The 14,983-nt window shown below is 42.0% G+C and carries 16 protein-coding genes; 11 read left to right on the forward strand and 5 right to left on the reverse strand.

The window, feature by feature from the left end; genetic code table 11:
- Positions 1 to 19 precede the first annotated feature (19 nt).
- From rplU to MNR06_RS12225, 5 genes are all read left to right on the forward strand, one after another.
- Positions 20 to 577 carry a 50S ribosomal protein L21 gene (gene rplU / locus MNR06_RS12205; RefSeq protein WP_243536425.1) on the forward strand — a complete coding sequence of 186 codons (558 nt, stop codon included), beginning with the start codon at positions 20 to 22 and terminating at the stop codon, positions 575 to 577.
- Between the two features lie 30 nt (positions 578 to 607).
- Entirely contained in the window at positions 608 to 868 is a 261-nt protein-coding gene (gene rpmA / locus MNR06_RS12210; protein WP_243536427.1) for a 50S ribosomal protein L27, read from the forward strand.
- 88 nt (positions 869 to 956) lie between these two features.
- Entirely contained in the window at positions 957 to 1,988 is a 1,032-nt protein-coding gene (gene obgE / locus MNR06_RS12215; protein WP_243536429.1) for a GTPase ObgE, read from the forward strand.
- Positions 1,985 to 3,016 (forward strand): nicotinate (nicotinamide) nucleotide adenylyltransferase, encoded by a 1,032-nt coding sequence (nadD, locus tag MNR06_RS12220; protein WP_243536431.1) that lies wholly within the window; start codon positions 1,985 to 1,987, stop codon positions 3,014 to 3,016. Before obgE ends, nadD begins: the two co-directional genes overlap by 4 nt.
- Positions 3,017 to 3,018: 2 nt before the next feature.
- Positions 3,019 to 3,489 (forward strand): 23S rRNA (pseudouridine(1915)-N(3))-methyltransferase RlmH, encoded by a 471-nt coding sequence (locus MNR06_RS12225; protein WP_243536433.1) that lies wholly within the window; start codon positions 3,019 to 3,021, stop codon positions 3,487 to 3,489.
- Here MNR06_RS12225 and MNR06_RS12230 read toward each other — a convergent pair.
- Positions 3,486 to 4,361, reverse strand: coding sequence for a protein-glutamine glutaminase family protein (locus MNR06_RS12230; RefSeq protein ID WP_243536435.1), 876 nt, complete (start codon positions 4,359 to 4,361; stop codon positions 3,486 to 3,488). The two genes, MNR06_RS12225 and MNR06_RS12230, sit on opposite strands and share 4 nt — an antisense overlap.
- Before the next feature lie 666 nt (positions 4,362 to 5,027).
- Here MNR06_RS12230 and MNR06_RS12235 point away from each other — a divergent pair.
- A complete protein-coding gene (locus MNR06_RS12235) occupies positions 5,028 to 5,678 on the forward strand; it encodes a LolA family protein (protein WP_243536436.1) in 651 nt (216 codons plus the stop codon).
- Positions 5,675 to 7,048, forward strand: coding sequence for a 30S ribosomal protein S12 methylthiotransferase RimO (rimO, locus tag MNR06_RS12240; protein WP_243536438.1), 1,374 nt, complete (start codon positions 5,675 to 5,677; stop codon positions 7,046 to 7,048). Before MNR06_RS12235 ends, rimO begins: the two co-directional genes overlap by 4 nt.
- On the opposite strand, the gene MNR06_RS12245 is transcribed toward rimO, so the two are convergent.
- A complete protein-coding gene (locus MNR06_RS12245) occupies positions 7,045 to 8,328 on the reverse strand; it encodes a tetratricopeptide repeat protein (protein WP_243536440.1) in 1,284 nt (427 codons plus the stop codon). The genes rimO and MNR06_RS12245 overlap by 4 nt on opposite strands.
- A 136-nt stretch (positions 8,329 to 8,464) precedes the next feature.
- Between MNR06_RS12245 and MNR06_RS12250 the strand changes: the two genes are divergently transcribed.
- From MNR06_RS12250 to MNR06_RS12260, 3 genes are all read left to right on the forward strand, one after another.
- The gene (locus MNR06_RS12250) at positions 8,465 to 9,220 is read left to right on the forward strand and encodes a hypothetical protein (protein ID WP_243536441.1); all 756 of its coding nucleotides are present in this window, start codon (positions 8,465 to 8,467) and stop codon (positions 9,218 to 9,220) included.
- Between the two features lie 109 nt (positions 9,221 to 9,329).
- A complete protein-coding gene (locus MNR06_RS12255; RefSeq protein WP_243536443.1) occupies positions 9,330 to 9,707 on the forward strand; it encodes a DUF2203 domain-containing protein in 378 nt (125 codons plus the stop codon).
- A complete protein-coding gene (locus MNR06_RS12260; protein WP_243536445.1) occupies positions 9,704 to 11,323 on the forward strand; it encodes an NAD+ synthase in 1,620 nt (539 codons plus the stop codon). The genes MNR06_RS12255 and MNR06_RS12260 overlap by 4 nt, the downstream gene beginning before the upstream one ends.
- Before the next feature lie 148 nt (positions 11,324 to 11,471).
- Here the strand turns inward: MNR06_RS12260 and MNR06_RS12265 are convergent, their stop codons facing one another.
- Positions 11,472 to 12,086, reverse strand: a complete 615-nt coding sequence (locus tag MNR06_RS12265) for a 3'-5' exonuclease (RefSeq protein ID WP_243536447.1) — start codon at positions 12,084 to 12,086, stop codon at positions 11,472 to 11,474.
- Between the two features lie 69 nt (positions 12,087 to 12,155).
- Here MNR06_RS12265 and MNR06_RS12270 point away from each other — a divergent pair, with 69 nt between their 5' ends.
- Positions 12,156 to 12,464, forward strand: coding sequence for a 2Fe-2S iron-sulfur cluster-binding protein (locus MNR06_RS12270; RefSeq protein ID WP_243536449.1), 309 nt, complete (start codon positions 12,156 to 12,158; stop codon positions 12,462 to 12,464).
- Here MNR06_RS12270 and MNR06_RS12275 read toward each other — a convergent pair.
- Complete coding sequence (locus MNR06_RS12275) at positions 12,461 to 13,669, reverse strand: CehA/McbA family metallohydrolase domain-containing protein (protein WP_243536451.1); 1,209 nt, start codon at positions 13,667 to 13,669, stop codon at positions 12,461 to 12,463. The two genes, MNR06_RS12270 and MNR06_RS12275, sit on opposite strands and share 4 nt — an antisense overlap.
- Positions 13,666 to 14,982 carry an ArnT family glycosyltransferase gene (locus MNR06_RS12280; RefSeq protein ID WP_243536453.1) on the reverse strand — a complete coding sequence of 439 codons (1,317 nt, stop codon included), beginning with the start codon at positions 14,980 to 14,982 and terminating at the stop codon, positions 13,666 to 13,668. The genes MNR06_RS12275 and MNR06_RS12280 overlap by 4 nt, the downstream gene beginning before the upstream one ends.
- Between the last annotated feature and the right edge of the window lies 1 nt (position 14,983).

Genomic DNA, 14,983 nt, shown 5'->3' on the forward strand with positions numbered 1-14,983 from the left:
GGGTAGCTGGAGGTATTAAATGTACGCGATTATTCGTACAGGCGGTAAGCAATATAAAGTTCAAGCTGGTGATGTTCTTCAAGTCGATAAGCTTGAGCAAGCACTTGGCGCAGAGTTTGAAATCAACGACGTATTGATGGTTGGTGGCGAGTCCACTTCTGTTGGTCAACCTCTTGTTAAAGGTGCGAAAGTAACTGTTGTAGTTACAAAACAAGCTAAAACAAGAAAAGAAATCGTCTTCAAAAAGAAGCGTCGTCAAGGTTACAGAAAGTTCGCAACTCACAAACAAGAGTTCACAGAGCTTTTCGTTAAAGCAATTTCCTTCGATGGAAAAACTGCTAAATCTGATGATTCTGCTAAAGTAGTAGACGTAGCAGCAGTTCGTGCTGAAAAAGCACAAGCTCGCGTAGCAGCTCGTAAAGAGCGCGCAGCGAACAAAGGAACTGCAGAAGTTGTTAAAAAAGCGGCTAAAAAAGTAGCGAAAAAGAAAGTTGCAAAAAAAGCAGTTAAAAAGACTGCGAAAAAAGCAACTGGCGCTAAGAAAAAAGCAGCTAAAAAAACTTCTAAGAAAGCATAATTTTTAAATTTCTTCTAAGAGAGGTTAGTCATGGCAAGTAAGAAGGCCGGTGGTAGTACAAAGAATGGTCGTGATTCACAGAGTAAACGCTTAGGCGTGAAACGCTTCGGTGGTGAAAAAGTTCTTGCGGGAACAATCATCGTTCGTCAACGTGGAACAAAATTCCACCTTGGTAACAACGTTAAAATGGGTCGTGACTTCACGATCTACTCTGTAATTGATGGTCTAGTTAAGTTTGAACGTTTCTCTAAAGAGCGTTTCAAAGTTAGCGTTTATCCTAAAGCTGTTTAATCAGTTTTTTAGATAAGCACTAAGACATTTTTTCAATACATAAAAAGGAGCCAGTCTTGGCTCCTTTTTTTTGTTATAAAGTGCTGTTATGAAATTCATTGATGAAGTCAAAATCACTTTAGCTTCTGGTCGCGGTGGCCCAGGCTGTGTAAGTTTTCGCCGCGAATCTATGCAAGCCCGTGGCGGTCCTGATGGCGGTAACGGTGGTAAAGGTGGGGATGTTATCATCCGCACATCTCGTCACATCAACTCCCTAGTCGATCTAAGACAAAACAAAAGATACGCTGCTCAAAGTGGTCGTATGGGTGAAGGTCGTCAGAAATCCGGTATGGATGGCGAAGACTTCGTACTTATCGTTCCTGAAGGCACTGTTATTCGTAATATGGATGGTGAAATCATCGTCGATATGACGGGCATTTCCGAATACACACTTTTAAAAGGTGGCCGTGGCGGAAAAGGAAATGAATTTTTCAAAAACAGTATCAATCAAGCTCCGGAACACGCGCAGCCAGGTGAAGACAACGAAGAAATCGAAGTTAAGCTAGAGCTTAAACTTATCGCTGACGTCGGCATCATTGGTTTTCCGAACGCTGGCAAATCAACTTTGGTTTCCCGTATTTCAGCGGCTCGTCCAAAAATCGCGGATTATCCATTCACAACTTTAACTCCAAATCTTGGTGTGGTTAAAGCGGGTGATTATACTTCATTCGTCGTTGCAGATATTCCGGGTCTTGTTAAAGGTGCTCACGAAGGTGTTGGTTTAGGAATTCAGTTCTTAAAACACATCGAGCGCACTCGCTTATTCATTCACTTAGTTGATGCTTCAGGATTATCAGGCCGTGAGCCACTAGATGATTTCATGGACATTAACAATGAACTAAAAATGTACGACGAAAATAATCAGGACAAAGAAGGGTTTTTCCCTCTAGCAACACGTCCACAATTTGTCGTTCTTAATAAAATTGACACTTTAAGTGACAATCAGCTCTCTAAACTCAAAAATAAATTCAAAGACGTTACTGGCAGCGAACCTTATGCGATTTCTGCAGTAACTGGTAAGAACATTAAAGAGTTCGTCCAAGAGTTAGCTCGTCAAATCTTGAAAGAGGAAGAACAATGAAAATAGGTATCTTTGGTGGAAGCTTCAATCCTCCTCACATGGGCCACCTTAATGCAATCCAAACGGTTGCAAAAAAAGCGGGACTTGGAAAAGTTCACGTAGTTCCAGCGGCACAAAATCCATTGAAAACTCCTGTAGAGGGACCGTCGCCAGAGCAGCGTTTAGAGCTGACTCGCATGGCTTTTGAACAATACGGCGATCTTTACTTTGTTGATGATCAAGAGATGAAACGTGGCGGGATGAGTTACACCATCGACACGGTTTTGAATCTTCGCAAAACATACGATGCTGCTGATTTATACTTAGTAGTAGGCGCTGATAAGTTTGAAGAGCTTTCTCAGTGGAAAGACTATCAAAAACTTTTGGCTGAAACGAATTTGGTTGTTACGACTCGTCCTGGTTATGACACTCCAGAATCTTTGGAAGAAATGCCGGGATACCTAAAGCCAATGGTCGCCGACTTTGATTTTAACTTTATCGAGTTAAACACTGGCAGAAATATTCAATTCATCACTTTGCGTGATATCGAAATTTCTTCTAGCGAAGTTCGTAAATCTTTGCGCAACGGCAAGCCAGTGGAAAAATATCTTCCACTAGCTGTAGAAACTTACATTAAAGAACATAAATTATACCGTAACATCGGTCATCGAATTGGTGATTTCCAAAAGTTCACTGCGTTCTGTGCTGATGTTTTGTTCTCTAAAAAAGGTATCAACGTACGTGGCTTTGACTTAACTAAAGTTTCAGCACCTAGCGAATACACTTTGATCGCATCTGGTACTTCAACTCGTCACGCTGCCGCGATGGCTGAAAACATCGTGCAAGCAGTGAAAGAAGAATACAACGTACATCCACAAAGTGTGGAAGGTATCGACGAAGGCCGTTGGGTTCTAGTGGATTACGGTCCACTTATCATTCACCTTTTCTATGACTTCGTAAGACAAGAATACAATCTTGAAGGTCTTTGGAGAGACGGAAAAGATTTGGGTCTAAAAGATCCATACGTTGGTAAGCCAGGGGCTCAATAGTCATGAAATTCATTTTGTACAATCTCGCCACAGCCAAGGAAGACTGGGCCGATGAAGTGAGCGAGTTGTACAAAAAGAAGATCTCGTTTTTTATTCCGTTTGATATCCAAGTTCTGAAAGCAAAAAAGTCAGCTCGCGAAGACGCTGACTTTAAACGCAATGAAGAGTCTGAATTAATTCTTAAAAATCTAAACAGTGATGATTACGTCGTGCTTTTTGACGAGCGTGGTTCTGCATTTGATTCTATTCAGTTTTCTAAAAAGATCGAAAATATTCTGGGAAGCTCTAAGAAGCGCTGTATTTTTATTATTGGTGGCGCTTTTGGGGTGAACGAAGAAGTTCGTAAAAGAGCAGATCTGAAGGTTTCACTATCACCCATGGTGATGAATCATCTGATGGCCCAGGCAATGTGCTTAGAGCAAATTTACCGGGCCTTTACGATTATCAAAAAAATTCCCTATCACAATATCTAGTTCATTAACCATGGTGGGAATGCGCCAAGTTCCGCTTGGGGATCTCGTTTTAATTCAATAAGGCGTTCCCATTCATAATCCAAATAAGGCTCCTGCATTTCCAAGGCTTTTTCTAAAGAAATAGCCTGTATATCTTTACAGTCATCTCTCGGATCAACTGTGTCAGGATGGCAAAGTGAGAAATCAAAACGTTTTTTATCTCCACCCATCAAGTGATTCCATTCAGCTAACTTTAATGGACGTGCAGGTTCAATGGCAGGATCTAAAACGTAAGCTTCATCCCCAACACGATAAGTGACAGCAACATGATACCACCAGCTAATATCACCATAGCGGGCATTTTTAGAGGAAACCCATAGATCACCGAAGATAAAGATTTTCTTGGGGGCCGGAAGGTGAGCGTCTACCAGACGAGTTTTCATTAGTTCAGCTCGGGCAAAACATCCGTCATCTGGATACAGCCAAGTAGAGCGGCGTGGGAAGTCAGAGTTCTTATTAATGAACCGTTCATCACGAAGGATCTTGAACTGATTTTCTAGATCTGCGTAGGATCCTAGGTCAGGAATTTCCTTAATTTTCAATTTTTTTAGCGGAACCTTCACGTCCCACACATTGTTAGAAGAGCCAATGTAGGGTTCTTCTGGGGATTGAAAAGGGCCCATCGGTTGATTGAATTTTAACGACATGTTGCGAAGGTGGGCTACCTTGTAAGTCTCTCCACGGTTTCGTTTTGCTGAGATGCCGACAGCAAAAACTGTTGAAGAAAATAATGAAACCAAAAGAATCAGACTTAATTTTTTCATAACGAAAGTTTTAGGACTGGCGATGGGCAGTGTCAAAGATTTTGCATGGTCTATCGGACATGAAATCATTTAAGCAATTTTTACTTAAACACCTTTCATGCTGTCTGAATTGCGGATCACTTCTTGTGGCGCGCGGAGCTTACTGCGAGGCCTGTGATTTTGCTTTAATTCCTTTGCGAACGAAGGGTGCCCTTTATGAAGCGCCATTAAAAATCCAGGCATATTACTTCTGGAACCCGGGGCAAAGTGATTCCTTATCTCGCTTATTTATAAATTTAAAAGGCGGAAAGGCTAAAGACCTTTGGCGGTTTTATGCGGCTCGATTTATCAGTCAGGTCCTGCCAAGCCTTCCCGCAGGAAGGCCCCTTTACATCGTGCCAGCTCCATCCCGGGTAAGGGGAAAAAAGGACCACGCTTACTTATGGGCGGAAGCCTTGGCCGAGGCAAGTGGCGGGGTTTTGGTGCCTTGCTTGGTGAAGGCATCTTATTCCCATCAGCGCTTCGGGGACAGGGGTGAGCGCGCTTTGATAGAGATGAAGCTTGATGAAATTTATACACAGACTGTCGACTTATCAGACAGGGCGCTATGGATTTTTGCTGACGATATCCTAACTACGGGCTCTACAGCGAGGGCGGCTCACAAAGCTTTGGGCCACCCTGCAAATTTTGAAGTTTGGGTACTGGCCCAAAGGGGCCTCTCTTGCGGAGCGTCCAGGACTCTGTTATAACGGCCGAATGTTTAAACAATTCGGCATCTTGTTATTAGTTCTTACGTTTTCTGCGCAAGTCTTTGCGGCTACAGGAAATGGAGCTCTTCAAAAAGTTTCTAAAAAATATCGCTCTACCAAGCTTGTGGAAATGAGCGTGGAAAAGTCGGTGAAGTCTGAACTTCTCGGCAAAGAAACAAAGTATCAGGGAAAAATGTTTGTCTCTAACGGTAAGTTTCGTTGGGAAAACACGACGCCAGAAAAAACTCTTTTAGTTTTTGATGGAACAACTATTTGGAGCGAACAAACTCCACCGAAAGAATTCGGCGGACCTGTGCAAGTTGCAAAAGGGAAAGTCGATAAGAAAACTCGTTCCCATGTTTTGATAGCTTCGTTACTAGGTGCTGATCTAGAAAAGAACTTTAAAATTCTTAAAGAAACTGCAGAAGGTGACAAAGTTAAGTTGGACGTGAAAGCCCTTAACGGCGAAGACTTGACAGTTAAAGATCTTCAAGTCGTGATCAACTCAAAATCAAACACTTTAGATCAAATCAACTATAAAGACGACATCGGAAATTTGACGACGATGAGTTTTTCTAAAGTGAAGTTCTTAAGCAAAGCTAAAAAAAGTTTATTTAAATACCAACCGCCAAAAGATGCGCAGGTGACAGATCTATGAAACAAGAGACTGCTGAAAATAAAAAGGTCCATTTTATTTCCCTTGGTTGCCCAAAGAACCTAGTGGATAGCGAAATCATGGCCGGCACCCTGATGAAAGACGGCTATTCAGTTGTGGGTGAAGCGGAAGAAGCTGACACAGTGATCGTAAACACTTGCGGTTTCATTGAGGATTCTAAAAAGGAATCCATTCAACGCATTCTTGATATGAGTGACCTTAAGCAAGAAGGTAAAATCAAAAAAGTTGTTGTCGCTGGTTGCTTAACTCAACGTTATAAAGAAGACCTAGTTGAAGGTTTGCCAGAAGCGGACTTGTTCGTAGGTTCTGGTGAATTCCAGAATATCGCTAAAATTTTGAAGAAAAATGAAGAAGGCGAAAAGCAAAAAACTTTCTTCAATCTTCCTACTTACCTTCAAGAAGAAGCAACTCCGCGTGTGAACTCTCAACCGGGTCACCGTGCTTATTTGAAAATCTCTGAAGGTTGCATGAAGCGTTGTGCTTTCTGTGCGATTCCTTTGATCCGCGGAAACCTGCAATCTCGTTCTATTGACGCTATCGTTGCTGAAGCAAAGCTTTTAGTGGCCGGCGGAGTTAAAGAATTAATCATCATCAGCCACGACTTCACTGATTATGGGTGGGACATCCGTCGTAAAGATCCAACTCGCAAAGAAAGCCCTGTCGAGCTTTTAAAAGCTTTAGACCAAGTTGAAGGCTTACAATGGATCCGCTTGATGTATTTGTATCCAGATGGAATCACTCAAGAGATGGTGCAAGTTATTAAAAATAGCACTAAGATCGTTCGTTATTTTGATATGCCTTTGCAACACGTGAACGATGCAGTTCTTAAATCGATGAACCGCAAAATGACTCGTGATGAAATCGAAACGGCGTTAATGAACATCCGTGAACACTTGCCAGAAGCGGTGATCCGTACCCAATTCATCGTGGGCTTCCCAGGTGAAACTGAAGAGCAATTTGAAGAGCTACTAAATTTCGTGGCTGATCAACAATTTGACCGCGTAGGCTGCTTTAAGTATTCACCGGAAGAAAATACTCCAGGTGGAAAAATGGAAGCGCAGATTGACGAAGAAACAAAACAGTACCGTCATGATGCATTGATGGAAGTTCAACAAAACATTTCTCGAGAAAAACATCGCGACTTCATTGGTAAAACCATCGAAGTTATCGTTGAAGGTTTCAGTGAAGAGACTGATTTGTTATTGCAAGGTCGTTTCTGGGGACAAGCTCCAGACATCGACGGTGTAGTTCTAATCAATGATGGTCAGGCTGAAGTAGGTGACATGGTTAAAGTCCACATCACCGACAGTTTAGATTATGACCTTGTTGGTGAGATCGTTGTACAAAACTAGAAAGTGCAAGTATCCGAAGCACTTTCGAACTTATCGATCCACTGACCGTTTTTAGCATTTCTTAAGATTGAAGTGGCCTTGCGAAAGGCCACTGCGTTTTTCTTGTCGTACTTACAGGCGTTTTTGTAAGCAATTAAAGAGAGCTCATACTTTCTAATTTCAAATGAAGATGTCGCCAGTCCCAACCACGAACGGGCCGCTTGGCTATCGGCTTCAGTTCCAGCTTTATAAAAGCGCATGGCATCCACATAGTTTTTTTGTTCTTCAAGTAAGCGGCCATAATAGTACTGCGCAATTTCAGCTTTTGGGAAATCAAGGGCCGCTTTTTTTAGCGTCTGTAAAGCAATAGCATCGTCACCATTGGCTCTTTGCGATACGCCAAGATAGACGAAGGGGTCAGCGACCTTAGTGTCTTTGGCAATGGCCTCTTTGCAGGTCGTGATTGCAGCGTCATAGGTGCCATCCATAGTGTTAATCTCGCAAAGCTTACGTAAATACTGCGGACGCGGACCGATATTTGCGATCATATCCTGAAATAGGATTCTTAATTCATACAAGTTGGGCGGTTCGCGTTTTTGATAAAGCTCAATAAGGCCATCATAAGCAGGCTCGTATTTAGGATTTAGCTCTACCGCTTTTTTATAGTTTTCCATGGCTTCTTTGCTTTTTCTTTGAATCGCGTAAGCCTTGGCCATCAATGTGTAGGCTTCAAAGTCTTTATCGTCTTTTCCTAATTCCACGTTTAAAGCCCTCATCATTTCAGCGGGCTCGTTGCGTTGTTCGTGGGCTTTGGTCAAAAGAATTATCCCTCGACGATCGATCTTGTCGATGTGTTTCCATAATAGCAGCGTTACTTTTTCGTACTCTTTTCGTTTGAAAAGTTCTTCGGCTAAATCGGTGATTAGTTTTCCGTCTTTAGGGTTCTTACGAATTTCAGCTTTTAGTTGTTCAAATTTATCTGTGCTAACCACCGGAGCTTTAGCGGGTTCAGCTTCTGCTTTAGCTGGAACTGGTGGTGCAGCTTCTGGAGCAGAAGGAGTCGCTGTCGGTGTCGCGACTGGAGGCGTAGGCGTCGCTGTTGGAGCTGGTTTTGCGTCTGGCGCTTTCTTAGATTCGGTCTTCTTTACGGGCTTTTTCTTCGGCGCAGTTTCAAAGAGGGCAAATTCATCTTGGGTATCATTTGCGACGGCATTACTGCCACCTAGCCCAATGGCTAAAAATGAGACAAAAGACAAGAAGAGGATAATGAGAGAGCGATTGAAATACAGTCCAGTCATCATATGTTGTATTATGACCTAAATGCTCTTACGAGTGAAGAAATCTCCATTTACATCTAGACTAGGGAATTCCCAAGGTCAGGCATTGGTTGAATATGTCCTGATGTTGATTATTTCCGTTTCCTTAGTGTTATTGCTAATGAACTCAATATTTAAACCCTTCGGAGATTTCATCAATAATTATATGGGAAAGTACACGGCCTGTTTGCTTGAATACGGCGAGCTTCCGTCTTTTAGTGCGCAAAATCCTTCACCGGTTGAAGAAGATAGTGAATGTAATAAAAAATTTGCTGATGCCACTTTGACTGCGGGTCGGCCTCCGGTGAATAGCGGAAAAGGCAGTGGCAGCGATTCAAGTAAATCAAACAAGGGCTCGGGAAGTTCTGATTCTTCCGATTCTTCATCTTCTAGCAGCAGCAATAGCACTTACGCGGGTTCAAATTCTCGACGGGGCGGTTCGTATATAAATCGTCGACGTCCTTCTTCTGGTGTCGAAGGGGGATCTAAAGCGGCCAACGGAAAAGTTGTAGAAATTGCTTTAGACGGAGGAGCCAACGGCGGATTTTTCAGAGCTTCAAACAACAACACACGTTCCATCGGCCCAGGAAGAAAAATTTCTTCTATCGCGATTACTGGTTTAACTGATGAAGAAAAAAAGAAGCTTGCCAAGAAAGCTGACGGAACAGGAAAAACAATTGTTACTAACGACGGAATTTCTCAACCGCCGAAAAAAACAATCGTGAAAAAACCAGAGGCAAAAGTGGAAATTCAAGAGGAGAAACCACTTACGATTGGAAATTTTATACGTTATTTATTTATCGCCTGTATCGTAATTGCGCTTGTCATTTTCATAGGTGGTCAAGCTTTGCAAATGTCGAAGAGCTTAGAAAAATAACTGACTGCGTTTAGCTTTTTTTCATATAAATTCTTAAGTTGTCTGTCATTGCGTTAATTAGTTGAAACACGCTCTGCTTTAATAGATACAGCCTTCATCGAACTTGCGGATGGGGGATCTTCAGTTGGAAAATGTGGTTGAAATCAATCGCAAAAATATATTCACGTTACAGGAAGCTCGCGCGCTCCTGCCGTTGATCTACCGCATGACTGACGATTCATCGCGCGAAGTGAAATCCCAAATAAATAAAATCGAAGCATTTTCTGACAAATCCCACCCCTCAGTGGGGCTTATTGAACTAGAAATCAACGCCATCATTGATCGTTGGCAGAGAAAATTACAGAAGCTAGGCGCTTCACCCAAGGGCCTTTGGATGGCGGATTTTGATAATGGTGATGGTTATTTCTGCTGGAAGTATCCAGAAGTTGAAATTAATCACTGGCACGGCTACCAAGACGGCTTTTCTGGGCGTATATTGGTGGAATGAGAATAGCTCTAGCCCAAATAAATCCTGTTCTTGGTGATTTTTCTTCAAATAAAGAAAAAATTTTAAGTTTCATCCAGCAAGCTCAGCAAAGAAAATGCGAACTTGTTGTATTCCCAGAATGTGCTCTGTTTGGTTATCATCCCTTTGATCTGTTAGAACGCGAAAAAATCGTCGCAAAACAAGAAGCCGAATTAAAAGATTTAGTAAAAAAAATTCCCGCTAATATCGGTGTGATTTTCGGTCTGATTACAAAAAACCCTGAAAAAATGGGCCGACCTTACTATAACAGTGCCGTGTTTGTGGCCAAGGGACAGAAACCTCGTTTCTTTCATAAACAACTCTTACCAACTGGTGACGTTTTTGACGAAGCTCGTTTCATTGAAGTTGGTGACGTTTCAAAAAACTACTTCACGTGGAAAGGTAAAAAATTCTTTCTTACGATCTGTGAAGACATTTGGGCCTGGCCAAACGCAAAGGGACAATCCCCTTACCGTTATAATCCATTAACCAAAGTAAAAAAGCAGAAGGTTGATTTAGTTATCAACATCAGCGCTTCCCCATATTTTGTTGGTAAAATGAAGCAGCGTGAATTTGTTACAGCAAAAACGGCGCAGCACTTTAAAGCACCAATGATGTATGTGAATTTGGTTGGTGCCCAAGATGAAATTATTTTTGATGGCGGCAGCTTTGTTATTGATAAGAACGGAAAGAAAATTCTTTCTTGTCAGCAGTTTGATGAAGACATCAATGTTATTGATTTAAAAACTTCTGAAACCTGGAACACAACACCTAAAATTCCAAAAACGGAAGAGCTACGTCGTGCCCTTGTTTTGGGAATTCGCGACTTCTGCATTAAAACCGGTTTAAAAAAAGTGCACTTTGGATTAAGCGGTGGCATTGATTCAGCAGTGGTTGCTGCTTTAGCGGTCGATGCCTTAGGACCTGCGAATGTTACTGCCATCGCCCTGCCTGGGCCTTTTAATGCTGAAAAAAGTCTAACCTTAGCAAGGGATCTTGCTGGTAATCTAGGAATTGATTTTAAGATCGTTGAATTAGGCGGACTTTACGAAGACGTGGTGAAGTCATTAGAAAAAAACTTAGGCCTAAAAGATTTCGGCTTAGTTCATGAAAATCTGCAAGCCCGTCTGCGCGGTATAACGTTGATGGCCTATTCAAATAAAGAAAATAGTCTGTTGCTTACAACAAGTAATAAAAGTGAGTATGCAGCTGGGTATTCAACTCTTTATGGGGATATGTGCGGGGGTTTAGCTCCCCTGGGTGATTTATTAAAAAACCAAGTTTACGAACTGGCGCGATTCTATAATCAGCAATCAGAACTTATTCCTCTAGAAATCATCGATCGCGCTCCATCGGCAGAGCTTCGCCCGAATCAAACGGATCAAGATTCGCTGCCTCCGTATGATGTTTTAGATAAATCAGTAAGTGATCTTGTCGAAAAATGCGCGCCTACTAAGAATGCAACCGATAAGTGGTTACTACCGATGTTGATGCGTTCAGAGTTTAAACGTTGGCAGGCGCCTCCAATTTTAAAAGTGTCGCAGCATTCGTTTGGACGAGGTCGCAGATATCCTATCGCTCATAAAGCAAAGGAATAGCTCCGCAGACGGAAACGATGAAAAGAAGCCATCCACTTCGTTGCAAAGACATTGTCCTCGCTCCGAGGTAGTGCTGCTACGCCTGCGCTGCGGGAATATCTTTCCCCCTCGCGGCTGACTGCTTTTGATCGTTTCTATTTTGTGAAAATTAAACCCCGAAAAAATCCATTTGTTTTGGTTGGCGTACGATCTGTGGGAAACGCAATTCAGGTTTTCCAGTCAACGCCACAAGGTTCACGATTTGTGGTGGTTGACCGCCGATAGAAATTCTTTTGATCATTTGGTGAAACAAGTGACCGCAGTAAGAAGCATCTTCTTCAGCTCTATGGAAATCTGTTGTTGGAATTTTTAAGTGTTGAACCAAAGTTCCTAATTTGTAGTTTGGTAAGCCTGGGAATACTTTACGCGCGATTGGCAAAGTATCTAGGATAAGGCCCTTCGGTGCAGCTGATTCATATTTTTTGATATCAGAAGTTAAAAACTGCGCATCAAACGGAGCATTGTGAGCGACCAAGATATCATCGCCACAGAACTCTGCAAATGACGGCAGAATGCTTTCAATAAGTGGTTTCCCCTTAACCATATTATCAAAAATACCATTCACGTTAGAGGCACCAGGAGGAATAGGACGTTGTGGGTCAACCAGTGTTGCGAATATCGCCTCAGGGTTGCCGTCAACAAAGCGCACGGCTCCGATTTCAACGATTTGATCTACTCCAGGAACTGTACCGGTGGTCTCTAAGTCAAAAGCTATGAATCTCATGGATTTATTGATACAAAATGGAAAGGGCTGTTTCAACAAAAGAGTGGGTCATTAAAGGAGTTCTTCAGCGTGAAGCCTAAGTCTGGAATTTCCATAAGCATTTTGCCTGATCACCACGATGTCTTGGTGAGTCAAAAAGACCAAAGCGTTTTAGACGTCGCTCTTCGCCTAAAAATTCCCTTAAATCACACCTGTGGCGGAAACGGAACCTGTGGAACATGCCTGGTGCATATCGTAAATGGGATTGAATCCCTTGAGCCACGCACCGAAATAGAATCAGAGATGGCCGAGGACCGAAAATTTCCCGACCATGAACGTTTAGCCTGCCAATTAAAACCGCACGACCACTTAGTGGTTGAAATCAAAAAATCGAATTAAGGAAGAACGTAAAAGGGATTCGTGTAAATCCACGTGATCCATTTTTTTGCATCCGGAAGTGGTAGCATCGGACTGACTCGAACTTGCACACGATAAGTGCCAGGCTCTGTGACGTTAAATTCAACATCTGGATTATTCTGTTTTGATACAGCTTCACCATTTTTAAAAATAATGATTTCAAAAAAGTCGCGAGGTTTCGCCGGCAAGCTGACTTTCAGTTTCATGTTCTTTGAAAACTTGGCTTCACTTCCCATCAGGTAACTTCTACCATCATCTTCAAGTGTGGCAACAAAGCCTTTCGGGTCACCAAGCATATCTAAAGCGACGTATAAGTTTCCATTTTTTAAAGAGTTAAAAATTTTCGTTCTGTCGTTATTAAAGCTTCCGGTAAGTTCTGACTTAAGCAATATGTGATTGCTCATAAATTCGAAGGACCGCTTATAACTTGGAAAACGAATGAAATAATTGGCTAATGGAATTGCCCTGGCAGAGGCTTCAGTTCCTGCATAGACGGAAATTTTTCGTTTCGTGCTGAGCTTATCTAGCAAAGCGATCTCGTCTGTCGGCTCAGTATAAAGCCGAATAAATGCCAGACGAGGATTGAAGGGATAGATTAATAAACTCCAGATGGTGGATAGTTTGGATTCGTCCCAGGCGCGGTTTAATAAGCTTTTTAAATTTAAAAGTTCAAAGCCATCTAATCCTGAAGGAATTTCTCCGCTCCATGAATATCCGGCCTTATAAGGGTGGGCTAAAATCGTAAGGGTTTCTTTGTTGGCGCCCGTCCTTTGCGAAAGCAAATCGGCAAGTTTGACTTGTGCATCCCCCATGTTCGCGCCAATGCTTTCTTGATGAAGCGAATAGTAAATCAGGCGTGAATCCAAGTAACTATACTTACCGGAAGAAAAAACCAGAATATTGCCATGGTAGGATTCAACTGACGTCGACATATCAAACAAATTTAGATCTGTGAAAAATAGAAAATCCAAATTAGCTAATTTTGCCGAAGTGATAACAAACGGAGGTGATGCTGATCCGCTACTTAAATCCGTATGAACATTGATGACACCTTTATAGTCGTTGTAACTGCGTGCATGTTCACGGGTGATTTGCGAAGGAATGACGCCCACTTCGTACTGATTTATGTAAAATCCGTACAAGAAATAAAATACCAAAAGAAATGAAAATATAACTATGGATTTCATGGCTTATAAAATTCCAACACTACAAAGTCAGGAGAAATAATCTTAACTTCTCGATACTGCCATTGTTGTTCGGAAAGCCACGAAGGTAAACCATTTCCCTGACGTTTAACTAAATAAAACTTTCTATCGGAAGGAACCGCTTCTGGAAGAGTGTCAAAAAAATCAAAGCGGCTAATACCTTTTAATTTAAATACAGGAACTTTGCTAAAGTACCATAGGGACGCAGCCATTTGATAGGAGCTTGCGTACAGTGGAGAATAATCCCGTGTAAGTGTACTTAATTCTTGAAACACAAACGGTTCAGCAACTTTATCACTTAAATTTCGAAGCTTTGGAATGAAAAGCGTTGCGATCACCAGCAACGTTATTGTGCCCCAGAAAAATACGTAATATCGAAGCCAGCTGCGAATCTTTGGGTGAAAAACCGCCAAAGCCAACATTGCCGGGTAAGCGATGATAGGCCAATTGGCTTCAACTAAAGCTCTAAAGGATGTCAAAAGGAAGAAGAGCAAAGGCCCCCAACCAAAATATATTAAACATCTTAAAGGATTTGGAACTTTAGCCTTAACAGCAGCCCAAGCAACAAGTGGGAATAATATAACTATTTGACCCAACACATAGGTGATTGTCCAACTTGGCGAATATCCTTCTCGCTCTAACCCGTGTTTAAGTTGAAATTCAAATGAAGCAAAATCATTTTGAATATTCCATAATATAACCGGAGCACAAAAGATAAGCCCCGTTATGATCGTAAGAAGCACGCCTAAAGGTCTTACTTCTTTCCATTTTTTTTCAGCGAATAAATAGGCTAACAGGCACGGCACAAAAAGGACGATGTGATATTTTGCGCAAAACCCAAGTCCCAAGGCGGCGCCTAAAGCTAGATACTTACCCAATGACTTTTGTTCAAGTGCTTGTATCGCAAATAAAATTGAAAGAGACCAAAAAAATACGACCGGTAAATCAGGGGTCACGATCAAAGAACCAAAACCTAATAACGGGGAAAACAGAACAAGATAAACCCACAACTTCAGTTTTTCTAAATCGATCTTATCTTTAAGAATGAAGTACCATACTGTGATCGTAAGATGCCCCAAGATCACCGCGGGCCAACGAACGGCATGCATCAGGGGCTCTAGGAATTGCCCGATAGAAAAAAGCCAACTTACCATGGGTGGGTGATCAAAATAACTTAACTGCAAACGCTGGGCCCACACCCAGTAATAAGCTTCATCTGCGCTTAGTGGGATAAGCGCAGAAAGCACCAACTTAACTAATAAACTTATAAGCCAAAGGCGGCGAAGGTCTTTCAAG

Origin of the sequence: Bdellovibrio reynosensis, from assembly GCF_022814725.1 — a bacterium.
Classification (GTDB): Bacteria; Bdellovibrionota; Bdellovibrionia; order Bdellovibrionales; family Bdellovibrionaceae; genus Bdellovibrio; species Bdellovibrio reynosensis.

What these genes read in the sequence shown, in the direction of transcription:
- rpmA (WP_243536427.1), top strand. Translation starts at nt 608, where the DNA reads ATGGCAAGTAAGAAGGCCGGTGGTAGTACAAAGAATGGTCGTGATTCA.
- nadD (WP_243536431.1), top strand. Translation starts at nt 1,985, where the DNA reads ATGAAAATAGGTATCTTTGGTGGAAGCTTCAATCCTCCTCACATGGGC.
- obgE (WP_243536429.1), top strand. Translation starts at nt 957, where the DNA reads ATGAAATTCATTGATGAAGTCAAAATCACTTTAGCTTCTGGTCGCGGT.
- rimO (WP_243536438.1), top strand. Translation starts at nt 5,675, where the DNA reads ATGAAACAAGAGACTGCTGAAAATAAAAAGGTCCATTTTATTTCCCTT.
- MNR06_RS12265 (WP_243536447.1), bottom strand. Translation starts at nt 12,086, where the DNA reads ATGAGATTCATAGCTTTTGACTTAGAGACCACCGGTACAGTTCCTGGA.
- MNR06_RS12260 (WP_243536445.1), top strand. Translation starts at nt 9,704, where the DNA reads ATGAGAATAGCTCTAGCCCAAATAAATCCTGTTCTTGGTGATTTTTCT.
- MNR06_RS12235 (WP_243536436.1), top strand. Translation starts at nt 5,028, where the DNA reads ATGTTTAAACAATTCGGCATCTTGTTATTAGTTCTTACGTTTTCTGCG.
- MNR06_RS12255 (WP_243536443.1), top strand. Translation starts at nt 9,330, where the DNA reads ATGGGGGATCTTCAGTTGGAAAATGTGGTTGAAATCAATCGCAAAAAT.
- MNR06_RS12230 (WP_243536435.1), bottom strand. Translation starts at nt 4,361, where the DNA reads ATGATTTCATGTCCGATAGACCATGCAAAATCTTTGACACTGCCCATC.
- MNR06_RS12245 (WP_243536440.1), bottom strand. Translation starts at nt 8,328, where the DNA reads ATGATGACTGGACTGTATTTCAATCGCTCTCTCATTATCCTCTTCTTG.
- rplU (WP_243536425.1), top strand. Translation starts at nt 20, where the DNA reads ATGTACGCGATTATTCGTACAGGCGGTAAGCAATATAAAGTTCAAGCT.
- MNR06_RS12275 (WP_243536451.1), bottom strand. Translation starts at nt 13,669, where the DNA reads ATGAAATCCATAGTTATATTTTCATTTCTTTTGGTATTTTATTTCTTG.
- MNR06_RS12225 (WP_243536433.1), top strand. Translation starts at nt 3,019, where the DNA reads ATGAAATTCATTTTGTACAATCTCGCCACAGCCAAGGAAGACTGGGCC.
- MNR06_RS12250 (WP_243536441.1), top strand. Translation starts at nt 8,465, where the DNA reads ATGAACTCAATATTTAAACCCTTCGGAGATTTCATCAATAATTATATG.